Origin of the sequence: Rhizobium sp. C4, assembly GCF_021026315.1 — a bacterium.
Lineage (GTDB): Bacteria > Pseudomonadota > Alphaproteobacteria > Rhizobiales > Rhizobiaceae > Ensifer_A.
In genome coordinates this window covers 265,713-278,395 of sequence record NZ_JAJNCX010000006.1, presented here as the reverse complement: position 1 = coordinate 278,395, position 12,683 = coordinate 265,713, and the positions used below count along the sequence as shown (strand labels likewise).

General features: G+C 62.1%; 12 protein-coding genes. 3 read left to right on the top strand and 9 right to left on the bottom strand.

The genetic code is table 11. The features are described from left to right. Window positions 1-3 precede the first annotated feature (3 nt). A complete protein-coding gene (locus tag LQK84_RS13300) occupies window positions 4-1,002 on the top strand; it encodes an ABC transporter permease (protein ID WP_230829210.1) in 999 nt (332 codons plus the stop codon). Window positions 1,003-1,093: 91 nt separating this feature from the next. Here the strand turns inward: LQK84_RS13300 and LQK84_RS25325 are convergent, their stop codons facing one another. From LQK84_RS25325 to LQK84_RS13280, 4 genes are all read right to left on the bottom strand, one after another. Beyond that, window positions 1,094-1,195 carry a hypothetical protein gene (locus tag LQK84_RS25325; RefSeq protein WP_442966960.1) on the bottom strand — a complete coding sequence of 34 codons (102 nt, stop codon included), beginning with the start codon at window positions 1,193-1,195 and terminating at the stop codon, window positions 1,094-1,096. 144 nt (window positions 1,196-1,339) lie between these two features. Further along, window positions 1,340-1,657, bottom strand: coding sequence for a hypothetical protein (locus LQK84_RS13290; RefSeq protein WP_230829209.1), 318 nt, complete (start codon window positions 1,655-1,657; stop codon window positions 1,340-1,342). 182 nt (window positions 1,658-1,839) lie between these two features. After that, window positions 1,840-2,763 carry a DUF1003 domain-containing protein gene (locus tag LQK84_RS13285; RefSeq protein ID WP_230829208.1) on the bottom strand — a complete coding sequence of 308 codons (924 nt, stop codon included), beginning with the start codon at window positions 2,761-2,763 and terminating at the stop codon, window positions 1,840-1,842. Window positions 2,764-2,951: 188 nt separating this feature from the next. After that, a complete protein-coding gene (locus LQK84_RS13280) occupies window positions 2,952-3,272 on the bottom strand; it encodes a YnfA family protein (RefSeq protein WP_230829207.1) in 321 nt (106 codons plus the stop codon). A 144-nt stretch (window positions 3,273-3,416) separates the two neighbouring features. On the opposite strand from LQK84_RS13280, the gene LQK84_RS13275 reads away from it, so the two are divergent. Further along, complete coding sequence (locus tag LQK84_RS13275) at window positions 3,417-5,237, top strand: hypothetical protein (RefSeq protein WP_230829206.1); 1,821 nt, start codon at window positions 3,417-3,419, stop codon at window positions 5,235-5,237. Between the two features lie 25 nt (window positions 5,238-5,262). On the opposite strand, the gene lldD is transcribed toward LQK84_RS13275, so the two are convergent. From lldD to lldP, 3 genes are all read right to left on the bottom strand, one after another. After that, window positions 5,263-6,396, bottom strand: coding sequence for an FMN-dependent L-lactate dehydrogenase LldD (gene lldD, locus LQK84_RS13270; protein ID WP_230829205.1), 1,134 nt, complete (start codon window positions 6,394-6,396; stop codon window positions 5,263-5,265). Window positions 6,397-6,402: 6 nt separating this feature from the next. Further along, window positions 6,403-7,200, bottom strand: a complete 798-nt coding sequence (locus LQK84_RS13265; protein WP_230829204.1) for an FCD domain-containing protein — start codon at window positions 7,198-7,200, stop codon at window positions 6,403-6,405. Between the two features lie 126 nt (window positions 7,201-7,326). Further along, the gene (lldP, locus tag LQK84_RS13260; protein ID WP_230829203.1) at window positions 7,327-8,985 is read right to left on the bottom strand and encodes an L-lactate permease; all 1,659 of its coding nucleotides are present in this window, start codon (window positions 8,983-8,985) and stop codon (window positions 7,327-7,329) included. Window positions 8,986-9,430: 445 nt separating this feature from the next. On the opposite strand from lldP, the gene LQK84_RS13255 reads away from it, so the two are divergent. Further along, window positions 9,431-10,759, top strand: a complete 1,329-nt coding sequence (locus LQK84_RS13255; protein ID WP_230829202.1) for a putative bifunctional diguanylate cyclase/phosphodiesterase — start codon at window positions 9,431-9,433, stop codon at window positions 10,757-10,759. 21 nt (window positions 10,760-10,780) lie between these two features. On the opposite strand, the gene LQK84_RS13250 is transcribed toward LQK84_RS13255, so the two are convergent. Then, window positions 10,781-11,332 carry a GNAT family N-acetyltransferase gene (locus LQK84_RS13250; protein WP_230829201.1) on the bottom strand — a complete coding sequence of 184 codons (552 nt, stop codon included), beginning with the start codon at window positions 11,330-11,332 and terminating at the stop codon, window positions 10,781-10,783. A 147-nt stretch (window positions 11,333-11,479) separates the two neighbouring features. Then, window positions 11,480-12,562 (bottom strand): helix-turn-helix domain-containing protein, encoded by a 1,083-nt coding sequence (locus LQK84_RS13245; protein ID WP_230829200.1) that lies wholly within the window; start codon window positions 12,560-12,562, stop codon window positions 11,480-11,482. Window positions 12,563-12,683: the final 121 nt, after the last annotated feature.

Genomic DNA, 12,683 nt, shown 5'->3' with positions numbered 1-12,683 from the left:
CACATGCACAAGAAAGATCTGGGATTGGCGGTGCTGGTTCTTTGCGTGGGCACGATCGTTGCCCTCGTCAATCCGCGGTTCATCTCGCCCGTCAACCTGGCCAATACGGCAAACCTGATCGGGCTCTTCGGTCTCTTCTCCATCGCCGAGGCCTTTGTCATCGTCACGGGCGGGATCGAGCTTTCCATCGGCTCCGTGATTGCGCTTCTCGGCGTGATCTTCATCGATCTCATCGCCACCTGGGGCGTTGCATGGCCGATGGCTCTTCTGATCGTGCTGGTGCTGGGCGTGCTGATCGGCCTCCTGCATGGCTGGCTGGTGACGAGGCTGCAGCTGCAGCCTTTTGTCGTCACGCTCTGCGGCCTGCTGATCTATCGCGGGGTTGCGCGCTTCTACACGAGGGACGGGACTGCCGGCTTCAGTTTCGGATCGGATTTTCCGATGCTGGAGCGGATCGTGGCGGGGCGCACGGGTGGCATCCCCCATTCGGTCATCGCCTTTGCCGTGGTCGCGGTTGTCGCCTGGTTCATCCTGCATCGCACGGTGTTCGGCCGCCACCTCTTTGCAGTGGGCAAGAACGAAGTGGCGGCGCGCTATGCGGGGATCAATACGAGGCGGGTGATCGTGTCGACCTATGTGCTCTGCATCTTCCTCACTGCCGTCTCGGCCGTGTTCTTTGCGATGTACACGCGCTCGGTCCAGCCGGCCTCCCACGGTAATTTCTATGAGCTTTACGGGATCGCGGCCGCCGTGCTGGGCGGCTTCTCGCTGCGCGGCGGCGAAGGCTCGATCATCGGCGTCGTGCTCGGCGTCATCCTGCTTCAGGTCCTGCAGAACCTCGTCAATCTGCTCGGCATCCCCTCATCGCTCAACTTCGCCGTCATGGGCAGCGTCATCCTCGTTGGCGTCATCGCCGACACGCAGATCAGTGCCTACCGGGAGCGACGGCGGCATCTCGCCACGATGTCCGGGCTTGCAAGACAGCCGGAAGCGGGGGAGTGATCCATCCCCATACCCGTTTCGGACCATGCCGGGAGATCATCAACAATGGCATGCGCGCATCGCATTCATGAAACGCAGCGCTGCTGGCCTTTCAGCCTCGGGAATTTTCCATCTCATGCCTTGCAGCCTGAGCCAGGAACCGGGATCGAGTCAGCCCGCGCGCTTCGGCATGGACATCGACACGTCTCAGCACATCCTCCTGCAGGGTGGTGCTCAGCCGGATGGCTTGGCCGTCCTCGATCAGTCCTTCGACATGAAACAAAAGAGCCTCTTCGGCGCCGAACGGAAAAGGCCCCCCTGACGGGAGGCCCTTTGGATAGCGTCGAATTTTCCGGTCTCACCGATCGCAGACCAGGCGGCCCCAGCGGTTTTCAAAGCAGCGCATGGGACGATGGTGATGGTGCCACGGGCGGGCGTAGTAGCCGTAGCGGGGTGCGTCATAGCGTTCGTAGCGCGGGCGATATTCGTAGCGGCGCTCGTAGCGGTCGCGCCAGCCGTGGTGCCAGCCGTCGCGAATGACGATCACCTGGTCCGCCGAGGCCGTTGCCGGGAGGGCGGCCAGCGAGCCGAGGCCGATGGCGGCTGCCAGGAATGCCTTGCCGAGAATGCTGTTCATCGAAGTTCTCCTCAAATGCCCCGGTTGGCGCGGTTTCATCAGCGCCATGGCCTCGGGCGATCCGTTTGTCTCGTCGGTCGCCTCATCAGCGAACGATCTGAGACTAGGTCCGCGGTGCTGAACGATGCCGGAATGTGCCGTTCATCTGGCGTTCATTTCGGGCTGTTTTCGGCACCTGCGTGAAGAAAAGACGCTTCAATGACGGCGTCGTGATGGCGGGCTTAATCGTTGCTGACGGGCGTTGTCGGCGTCTTGGGCGTGCTTGCCTTTGGCGCTTTCACCGGCTTGACCGGCTTGATCTCGCGGGCGGCCTTCAGCATGCGCTTCGTCGCCTTGGCCTGATCGTTCATCATTTCGATCTGCACCTGCTGGATTTCCGTCAGACGTTCCCACTGGCGGTTCAGCAGGTGGTCGACCTTTTCATGCAGGTGGCGGATTTCGAGTTCGGCCTTGAGGTTGACCTTGTATTCGTTGAGCGCGCGCAGGCGATCCTTGGCTTCCTGGCGGCGCTGGCTCATCATGATGATCGGCGCCTGGAAGGCGGCGAGGGTTGAAAGGATCAGGTTCAGCAGGATGAAGGGATAGGAGTCGAAGGCCTCCTTTTCGCCCAGCGCGACGTTCAGCATCATCCAGAAGCCGAGAAAGGCGAAGAAACCGATGATGAAGGTCCAGCTTCCGCCGAAGGCCGCCACCCAGTCGGCGACCCGGTCGCCGATGGTGCGCTTGTCATCATATTCGTCTTCGATGTTCTCGGTCAGCGTGTCATGCGTCTTGAGGCTTTCCACCACTTCCGTTTCGAGGAAGGAGAGTTCGCCGCGCTCGTCCTTCAGCAGCTCGGCAATGTAGCTTCCGCGCAGGTCGTCCATGGCCCGACGGCTGACATAGTCGTCCGAGGTGATCGTCGGGTGCTGGCTGCGGATATATTCGACCAGCGCAGGGCGCAGGTCGTCGACGCGGATGGCGTCCTTGCGCTTCAGGGCCGCACCGGTGATGGCATCGACAAGACGAACGGATTTCCGCTTGGCGGCGTTCAGGCTGTCGGAATAGGCGCCCATCTTGACCGCCGCGGTTTCACCATCACCGGCATCGAAATCGACGATCGTCTTGTCGGTCATGTCATCGTGTTCGAGCGTGGTGTCCGTCATGGCGGGCGATCCTCTTGTCTGGCCTGTCGCCTGCAGCGATGGCTAAGCTTCTGGCAAGCGCAGCGCACTGAAATACGCCAGCTTTTTCGAATGCTCATGCCATCATCAGACGACAGAACCAAGACAATTTGCAAGCATTTGTGACATCGCCCCGGCGGAGGATGGAGGCGGCATCACTTCGCGGCGGGCTAGCCCCTGTTCGGCAGGAGAATGAGGGCCGAACCGACAAGGCAGATGACGGCTCCGCTGACATCCCAGCGATCCGGCTTCTGCCCCTCTGCCAGCCACATCCAGGCGAGAGACATCAGGATATAGATCCCGCCATAGGCGGCATAGGCGCGCCCAGCCGCCTCGGCCGGAATGCGGGTCAGAAGCCAGGCGAAGAGCGCCAGCGAGACGATGCCCGGCGCCAGCCACAGCGGCGATTTCCCGAGCTTCAGCCAGGCCCAGAGGGCATAGCATCCGGCAATTTCGGCAAGGGCTGCAGCCGCGTATATGAGGTAGGTCATGGGCGGGAGGGTGGCACAGGTGCGGCGGGTTTTCCAGAGTAGAGGAGCAAGCAGCGCGTTCTCGTTCTGACACGAAGAACCGTTTTCACATATCCGAAAGAGATGGCCTGTAGGGTTCCGGCAATTCTGCATTGAGATCGCGGTATGAGCAAATATAGTTGGTTTCTGTTTTATCTCGCCGTCGCGGTGGTCATCTCGGCTCTGAGCATGACCCCGTTCGGATTTGACCTTTCCTACCTGCTGACATGGACCATCGTCGGCATCCCCATTTTCTTGCTGATCCTGATCACCCCGACGGTAACCGTCTATCTGCTCGCCTTGACGGTGTTGGAAAGGGTGCTCTGGCTGGTAAGGCTGCCGTGGCTGCCGCTGAGGCTGGCTTTGGCGACGGCTGTCATTGTCGGTAGTGTGTGGCTGGGAATGGGTAAGCTCAACACGGCTCTCGAAGAGCGTGCTGCGGTGTTGATGGCGGACGATCACGATCTTGAAGGTCCGGTGGGGCCTATAGCAAATCTCGCAGTGGTCGAAGATGCCTGGTATCCCAGGAACGCAATTTGCGATGGGTTCTGCCAACGCGTACTGCTGAATCGCTCTGCCGGTGCGGTTATCATGGCCAGAGTGGCTTCGGTCGCTGTGCCACCGGATGACAGTTGGTACGGAACCCGCTTTCGTTTGGAAAAACGATCGCAGTGTCCGGCTATTAATATCGAATATAACGATAGCCAGGCAACGGTCAAAGGCGAGCAAAGGAAGTTCGGTGACAAGACGTCGCTCGATCTTCTTCGGATAGAGGCAGCCAAAGGCAATTGCTTGATTTCCGAGCCCGCAAAGGTGGGCGATGCTGACGCGGTTCTGATCTATGGCAGTGCAAAGCTTGGGCTACAGCCTAATGAGGCGGGGTTCAGTCTGACTGCCGATACCGCTTCGGCCAACAGGTTGTCATTTTTCACTCGGCAGTCTGGCGTTCTGCAGGAGCGCTACCGTTCAACGTCCGTGCGGTTGTATCGGATCAATCCGATCATATCCGCTGCAGGCGGCAGGCTGATGAACGTGAAGCTTGCGCCTCAATGGGACAGGTCCGATAAGACCCTTGACGTCAAACCTTTTGCCAAGGGCATCGACAGTCCCACCGCTTTCGCGCAGGAACGCCTCAAGTTCGACCTGCTGCTTCACGATAGCCATTCGCAAGCTGATGTTCGTGCGGTGATTGCCGACGCGATCAACGGCGTGAAGCCATTGCCCCTGGATGGCGCGAATGCGCTTTTCGTCTATTTTGAGAGCTTTGCCGGCAAGAAGCAGATGTCACCCGAAGATCTTTCACTCAGTCTTCGGGTGATGGCCGAGAAGCGGGTTCCGCTTGTCGTCAATGCCGACAAGGCTGTTGCTTTGATCGCGAAGACCCATCCCGAAGTGGTGAGCGAGGTGGCGGCCTCGCTGTTATCTCGTCTCGATGCCGCCTCTCAAAATGGAGCTTCGATGACGAAGCGCGCGCGTGAGCAGGAAATCCTGTCCGCCGCTCGCGCCATTGGTGCTTTGCCGGACAGCGCTGTGCTGCCGTATTTCGACAGCCTTGCTGCCCTTGCCGGCAATCTTGAGGTTCGACGGGCGGGTGCAGACGCCATTGAGAAGCTTTCTGCCTTCGGAGATCAGGCTGTTCCGACACTGATTGGCCTGCTCGACAGCCTCGTTCCAGTGCTAGAGGCCAGCAAGGGCAAATCGGTCACGGAATATTACGAATGGCAGGAGCCTTATCTCGCCGCGTTGATTGCGCTTTGCCGTGCCGGACCGAGAGCGGGGACCGCCTTGCCTCTCCTCAAGCAGCGAATGCAGGGAGAGGCGGTTGCGCAATACCGGCAAGACAACCGTTTGCTGCAAGAAACGCTGTCGCGGTTATCGAAACAGGGGCCGGATACACCGGCGATCGAGGCAGAGGTTTCACGCTTCCTCGGACCATGCTCGTACTGAGCCTTCTGCCTTTGCCGGGCTAACCTCACATCGCAAGTGAGCTCCGGCCGATCTCCGCGATCGACCGTGCACCGGTCAGCGTCATGGCGACGCGCATTTCCTTGGCGATGAGGTCGAGGAGGTTGGCGACGCCGGCTTCGCCGTTGGCGGCGAGTGCGTAGATGAAGGCGCGGCCGAGCATGACGGTGTCGGCGCCAAGGGCCAGCATGCGCACGACATCAAGGCCGGAGCGGATGCCGGAATCGGCGAGCAGTTTCAGTTCGCCCTTCACCGCATCGGCGATGTCGGGCAGGGCGCGGGCGGTGGAGCGCACGCCGTCGAGCTGGCGGCCGCCATGGTTGGAGACGACAATGCCATCCGCGCCGAAGCGCACGGCGTCGCGGGCGTCTTCGGGGTCCAGAATGCCCTTGATGATCATCGGGCCCTTCCAGAAGTCGCGGATCCATTCGAGGTCTTTCCACGAAATCGACGGATCGAAATTGTTGGCGAGCCAGCCGATATAGTCTTCGAGCTTCGTCGGCTGGCCGCGATAGGCGGAGATGTTGCCGAGATCATGCGGGCGGCCGAACAGGCCGACATCGAAGGCCCAATGCGGATGGAGAACGGCCTGGACCATGCGGCGGAAGGCGGCATTCGGGCCGGACATGCCGGAATGGGCGTCGCGATAGCGGGCGCCCGGCGTCGGCATGTCGACGGTAAAGACGAGCGTGGTGATGCCGGCGGCCATGGCACGCTCCAGCGCATTCTTCATGAAGCCGCGATCCTTCAGCACATAGAGCTGGAACCAGATCGGGGCCGAGGAGGCCTTCTGCACTTCCTCGATCGGGCAGACCGAGACGGTGGAGAGCGTGAAGGGAATGTTGCGCGAGGTGGCGGCGCGCACCGCCTGCACTTCGCCGCGGCGGGCATACATGCCGGTCAGGCCGACGGGGGAGAGCGCCACGGGCATGTCCATCTTGCGGCCGAAGAGTTCGGTCGAAATGTCGAGGCTTTCGACATTCTTCAGGATGCGCTGGCGCAGCTCGATATTGGAGAGGTCGGAGACGTTGTGGCGCAGCGTGTGTTCGGCATTCGCCCCGCCATCGATGTAATGGAACAGGAAGGGCGGCAGACGGCGGCGGGCGGCTTCGCGATAATCGGTGGGCGATGAAATGATCATGGCGGTTCAGGTCCTTGCAAGTGTTGTGCGAAGGGCTTCGGCACGCTCGATGCGCGCGCGCTCCTCGTCGATGGTGCGAATGGTTTCTGCAACGAATGCGATATGGCTGTCGGAGGCGAGGCGGGCGGCGTCCGCATCGCCGGCGGCGATGGTATCCACCAGCGCCTGATGCTGTTCGCTAAGCCGCTCGAAGGTGCGCGGCACGATGTAGAGCTTGTCGAGGCTCTGCGAGATACTGCTTTGCAGGAGGCCGAACATGCTCGACATGACCGAGCGCAGCACGGCATTGTGCGAGGCATCTGCGATCGACAGATGGAAGGCGGCATCCGCATGGGCTTCCGCCACCGCGTCGCCTTTCGCGTGGCAGTCAGCCAGCGCGTCGAAGCAGCGGCGGATCGCGTCGATATCCTTCTCCCCGGCGCGGAGGGCTGCATGATAGGACGCCTGGCCCTCCAGCCCGCGGCGTACCTCCAGCACATCCTGGCCAAAGCCGGGATTGCCGGCGACGACCGGGGTGAGGGGATCGTCGATGGTCGCGTGGGTCCATTGCGCGTTCGATCGCGTGGCGGCCGGCTCGGCAATGATGTTGCCGCCCTTGCGGATGGTAACGCGGCCGCGGGCCGCAAGCCGCATCAAGGCTTCCCGGAGACTGTTGCGCGAGGCGCCCAGCATGTCGGCCAGCGCCCGTTCCGACGGAAGCCGGTCGCCGACGGCAAGACGGCGTTCCTCGATCATCGTTTCGACAGCGCGTTCGACGCGATCCGTCACGCTTTCGGCTGCGGAAGAGGCGAGTGTGGGCGTCATTGTCAGGTGACCTTGCTGGATGGTGAAGCCGGACCGAGCGCCATTGTCCTCCGCGCCCGAATCGTTCCTGTCACTATGCCGGTTCGCGCCGCCGCCTGCCAGATTGGCGGCGGCGGCGCTTCAAGCTCAGGGGATCATCCACGGCAGGAGATAGGCCTGCACGGTGGTGATGATGCCGACAAGGGCTGCGAGCGCCAGGCTGTGCCGGACCGTGAAGCGGAAGAGGTCCGATTCACGGCCGATGAGGCCGGTTGCTGCGCAGGCAATGGCGATCGATTGCGGCGAGATCATCTTGCCGGTGACGCCGCCCGTCGTGTTGACGGCAACGAGCAGCACGTCGCTGACGCCGATCTGATGCGCCGTGGTCGCCTGCAGCGAGGCGAAGAGCGCATTGGCGGACGTATCGGAGCCCGTGAGGAACACGCCGAGCCAGCCGAGGAAGGGCGAGAAGAAGGTGAAGCTCGAACCCGTCTGCGCCAGCATGAGGCCGAGCGTCGAGGAGAGGCCCGAATAGTTGGCGATGAAGGCGAAGGCGAGCACCATGCCGATCGAGTAGATCGGGACCAGGAGCCCCTTGACGGTCTCGGCGAAGGTGGCGACCGCGCGCGCCGGCTTCATGCGCAGCACGATGATCGACAGGATCGCGGCGAGGAAGATCGCCGTGCCGGTGGCCGAGAACCAGTCGAACTTGAAGTCGGCGGCAAAGGGCGTCGCGGCATTGACGATCGGCTGCTGCTTGATCACCAGCTTGTCGAGGAAGGGAACGCTGACATGGCTGACCATGCCGGCGAGCGGTCCCTTGCCGGCGAAGAGCGCCTTGAAGGGGGCGATGCTCCAGATCATGACGAAGACGGTCAGGATCAGGAAGGGCGACCATGCGCGGGCGATCTGGCCGGCGGTATAGGTCGTCTTGGCGGGGGCGGCGCTTGCGGCCGGGGTGCCGGCTTCCGTTTCGAAGCGGAAGATGCGGCGGGGTTTCCAGACCTTCAGGAAGAGCGGCAGGATGACGAGGGCGGCGAGGGCCGCCGTGATGTCCGGCAGTTCCGGACCGACGAAATTGGCGGTGAAGAACTGCACGATGGCAAACGAGCCGCCGGCAACCAGGATCGCCGGCCATGTTTCGCGCACGCCACGCACGCCATCCATGATGAGGATGAGCCAGAAGGGCACCAGAACCGAGAGAAGCGGCAGCTGGCGGCCGGCCATCTGGCCGATATGGAAGGGATCGAGCCCTGTGACCTGACCGGCAACGATGATCGGAATGCCCATGGCGCCGAAGGCGACCGGGGCGGTGTTGGCGATCAGGCAGAGGCCGGCGGCATAGAGCGGCTGGAAGCCGAGGCCGACGAGGAGGGCGGCGGTGATCGCCACCGGCGCGCCGAAGCCGGCTGCCCCTTCCAGAAACGCGCCAAAGGCGAAGCCGACGAGGAGCAGCTGAAGTCGCTGGTCTTCCGTGACCGAGAGGATCGACCGGCGGATGATCTCGAACTGTCCGGTCTCGACCGAGACCTTGTAGAGAAAGACCGCTGCGATGATGATCCAGGCGATCGGCCACAGGCCGTAGAAGAAGCCGAAAACGCCGGAGGCGAGCGCCATTTGCGTCGGCATGCCGTAAAGAAAGATCGCGACGGCGAGCGCGAGCACGACCGTGATCGTGCCGGCGACATAGCCTTTCAGCTTCAGAAAGGTCAGCGCGACGAAGAAAAAGATGATCGGAACCGCGGCGAAAAGGCTCGACAGCCAGATATTGCCCAACGGGTCATAGGTTTGATTCCAAGCCCCCATAGTGATCCCTCCCGGAAATATGGTCCTACCAAAACAGCGGTATTGGTTCGTCTAGTCGCATATATCTTGCGCTGAGTCAAAGACATGAGGGCAAAACTAAAGTATAAGCTGCCATATGGTAGTACCAAATGTGCGTTGGAGAGGGTGCATGTTCGGAAGGTCGGCAAGCGGTTTCGGTGACAAGGCGTCACATCCGGGAGCAGATGGAGAAGGTTTGGCCGGCGCCCATGCGGCGCGGTGGCGCCTCGCACGCAGGCGGCGTTTGCCGGATCGGCATCCGCCCAATCGTTAAAAATGTCTTTTGTCAGTTTATGTTTATTTTATATCTAAGTGCCTTAATGATTGAGACTGGCGATTCTAAGGTTCAATTTAAAAGTGTTACATGCGGGATGACGGGCATATACGTCGGGTGAGAGCCAATTTATTGGGCTCGGGAACCATTGTCATGCTGATCGGCATGGCATGGGGAACGGCGTTTATTGTCTTCGACAGGCCGGTGCTGGCCGCCATGCATGCGGTCCTCATCATTTTCGGTCTTGTCCTGTTCTGGCTCGCCTATCGGGGACGGCTGACGGCGGCTGCGATGCTGGCCGGGCATGTCCTGCCGCTGTTCATTGCGGTGTCCTGCCTCTTCGACAACGTGCCGGAGGGCGTGCACCGGGCCACGCAGATGCATTTCCTCTCCGTCGCGCTCGGTGGGTATTTCATCTTCCGCCGTGGCGGCATCTATATGAAATACGTGATCCCGGCGCTCTGCCTGGTGGGTTTCGCCGTCTTTTCCAACACGTTCATCGGCATCAAGGACCCGGCTCTCGTCATTCCCCAGGATGTTGCGGAGATTGGCGTCTGGGCCAACACCATCACTGCCCTCATCGAGCTGGTCTTCATCGTCGTCATCATGAATGCCGACCTGTCGACGCGGCGGATGATGGAATCCGAGGTGCGCAAGGCGATCGCCAACGGCGATTTCGTGCTTCACTACCAGCCGCAGGTCGATGACGATGGCGCCGTGACCGGGGCCGAAGCGCTCATTCGCTGGCGCCATGCCAAGATGGGCGACATTCCGCCGTTCAAGTTCATCCCGCTCGCCGAGGAGACCGGGCTCATCGTTCCGATCGGCAACTGGGTTCTGCGGGCGGCCTGTGCGCAGCTGGCCATCTGGGAGGCGCGGCCGGAGACGGAGCATCTGACGATGGCCGTGAATGTCAGCGCATCGCAGTTCCGCCAGCCTGATTTCGTCCAGAGCGTCGCAGAAATCGTCCGCCTCAGCGGCGTCAACGCCTCCAGGCTCAAGCTTGAGCTGACCGAAAGCATGTTCGTCGACAATGTCGAAGCGACGACGGAGAAGATGAATGCGCTGAAGGCGATCGGCATTGTCTGGTCGCTTGACGATTTCGGCACCGGCTATTCCTCGCTCAGCGTCCTGCACCGTTTCCCGCTCGGGCAGATCAAGATCGACAAGGCCTTCGTCCACGACATGCTGACGAACAAGTCGAACATGGTGGTGACGGAAGCGATCATCGACCTTGGCGACAAGCTGGATCTGCAGGTGATTGCCGAGGGTGTCGAGACGGTCGAGCAGCTCAACCGCCTGCGCGAGGCCGGCTGCCGGCTGTATCAGGGCTATCTGTTCAGCCCGCCGGTGGACGTCGAGGCGTTCGGCAAGCTGCTTGCCGTGGGCGTGGGCGGGCCGGAGCTTACCGCCGGGCGTCGGTCGTCCGCGGTGCCGATCGACTTCGGCCGTGCCGCCCTGTCCCTGAAGGCGCGTCTCTGATCGCTTGAGGTTGCCCTCGCTTCAGGACGTCGACCGCCCTTTCTCCAATGCTTCCCATTCCTTCCGCAGCAGGGCGTATTGCCCGGTGTTCTCGTAGATCGGCTCGCCGTCGGCGTCGTTGAGGAAGGACACGAATTCGAGGAACATGCCTTCCATCCGCATGCCCAGCCGCTCGCACAGACGGCGCGAGGGGCGGTTGTGGTCTTCCACATAGGCATAGAGCCGGCGCGCGTTCCGGTTGGTGAAGAGATCGGCTATCATGGCGCGCGCCGCTTCCAGGGCATAGCCCTGGCCGCCGAAGGCGGGGTTGAAGTTCCAGCCGATCGAGAACGTGTCCTCCTCCTGAACGGCAAAGACGTCGCCGATCACCTGACCGGTCTGCCTGAGGCAGACCGCGATGTGCTCGTCGTCCTGGCTGCGTTTCCGCGCCTCGTCCTCGGCCGCCTGCATGTCCTCAAGGGCCATGGAGAGGAAACAGCTTGCGGTCGGCCGATGCAGGTAGGCAAACAGATCGGTCGCATCCTGCGGCTTGAAATTCCTCAGTGAAAGTCGGTCCGTCTCGATCGTGTCCATGCCGCCCGTCCTCTCTGATCCAGCCGCGTGCGACCGCCGGCGTCGAGCTTCATATGGGGTGCGGATCTCCAATTTGCAGGAATGATCATGCAAATTTCCGGACTGGCGGCAGGAGGAGCGCGGCGGGTTTCGTCTCGCCCGGCCCTTCTATTCGTCGCGGGTGACACGCACGTTGTGCTTTTCCAGCAGCGGGCCGAGCCGGTCGATGTTGTCGATGCGGAAGGCTTCGGTGCTTGTCCGCGGCGGCCAGTTCATGCGGGCCGGCATGCTGGCGCGGACCTGCCTCGGCGTCACGCCGAAATAGGAGCGGAACGCCCGGCCGGCGGAGGTGTGATCCTGCAGGCCCCAGCGATGCAGGATCGAACCGATCTTCTCGTCGCTGCGGCTTTTGTCGACGAGGTCGTGGAACACCTTCTCCAGCCGGCGTTCGAGGATGTATTTCATGATCCCGCCGCGCTGCTCGAACATGCGATAGAGCGTGGGACGCGTGATGTAGAACTTGCGGGTAATGGCCGCCGGTTCCAGCGCTGGATCGCCGAGCTGGCCGTCGATCCAGCGGCAGATGGCGCCGAACTGGTTCTTGCGCAGATGCGCCCGCGCCATCGAGCGCCGCTGCGCATGGGCGCCGATGACCGCGGCCAGCATGGCGCAGAGCGATTGGGCTTCCTCCTGCGCCTCCGCCGGCGTCAGCGTCGGCAGGCGCTGCCACAGGTCCTCCAGATGCATGGTCAGCGTCACGTTCGCCTCGCTGTCGGGCCTCAGCACCAGTCCGTGGATGGAGTGCGGATCGGCGACCAGGGGAATGAGGAAATCCGGCGGGATCGTCAGCGCCAGGTTGTCGACCCTGTCCGCCTCGATCACGCTGGGGCGCGTCAGGTCGAGGAAGGCGAGCGAACCGGCCGGCACGTCTGCGCGGGTGCCCTCGATCGTCGTATGGAAGCTGCCGCGTCTGTAGAACTGGACGATGAAGTGATCGGTGCGGGTCAGCGCGACAAGCGCCGGGGTGCGCCGCAGGATGCTTCCCGAAGACCGGCATGTCGAGATCTGCAAGGGACCCAGATCGTAGACCGTGACGTTCATCTCGAAATTCTCGCCGATCTCCGGCGTCGGGGCATCGAGATCGAACATCAGCCGAACGATCTGCCGGGCGGCCTCCAGAGGCTCGGGCATGCCCGGACCGATGCCGATCTGGACGAAGGGCAGGCGCGCCGCGCGCTCCTTGTGTGTCATGTCCTGAAGTCCTGATTCGATGATTACGGCATGTGTCGACCCGGCAGGGCAGACACCTGCCCCCTCCGCCGCCCGCGCCCGCATCTTAGCCTGAAAGGCCCTCGCTGCCGACGGTTTTTTC

Excerpts from the sequence above, each read along its gene's own strand:
- LQK84_RS13300 (WP_230829210.1), top strand. The coding sequence starts at position 4 with ATGCACAAGAAAGATCTGGGATTGGCGGTGCTGGTTCTTTGCGTGGGC.
- LQK84_RS13290 (WP_230829209.1), bottom strand. The coding sequence starts at position 1,657 with ATGAAACCGCGCCAACCGGGGCATTTGAGGAGAACTTCGATGAACAGC.
- LQK84_RS13285 (WP_230829208.1), bottom strand. The coding sequence starts at position 2,763 with ATGACGGACACCACGCTCGAACACGATGACATGACCGACAAGACGATC.
- LQK84_RS13280 (WP_230829207.1), bottom strand. The coding sequence starts at position 3,272 with ATGACCTACCTCATATACGCGGCTGCAGCCCTTGCCGAAATTGCCGGA.
- LQK84_RS13275 (WP_230829206.1), top strand. The coding sequence starts at position 3,417 with ATGAGCAAATATAGTTGGTTTCTGTTTTATCTCGCCGTCGCGGTGGTC.
- lldD (WP_230829205.1), bottom strand. The coding sequence starts at position 6,396 with ATGATCATTTCATCGCCCACCGATTATCGCGAAGCCGCCCGCCGCCGT.
- LQK84_RS13265 (WP_230829204.1), bottom strand. The coding sequence starts at position 7,200 with ATGACGCCCACACTCGCCTCTTCCGCAGCCGAAAGCGTGACGGATCGC.
- lldP (WP_230829203.1), bottom strand. The coding sequence starts at position 8,985 with ATGGGGGCTTGGAATCAAACCTATGACCCGTTGGGCAATATCTGGCTG.
- LQK84_RS13255 (WP_230829202.1), top strand. The coding sequence starts at position 9,431 with ATGCTGATCGGCATGGCATGGGGAACGGCGTTTATTGTCTTCGACAGG.
- LQK84_RS13250 (WP_230829201.1), bottom strand. The coding sequence starts at position 11,332 with ATGGACACGATCGAGACGGACCGACTTTCACTGAGGAATTTCAAGCCG.
- LQK84_RS13245 (WP_230829200.1), bottom strand. The coding sequence starts at position 12,562 with ATGACACACAAGGAGCGCGCGGCGCGCCTGCCCTTCGTCCAGATCGGC.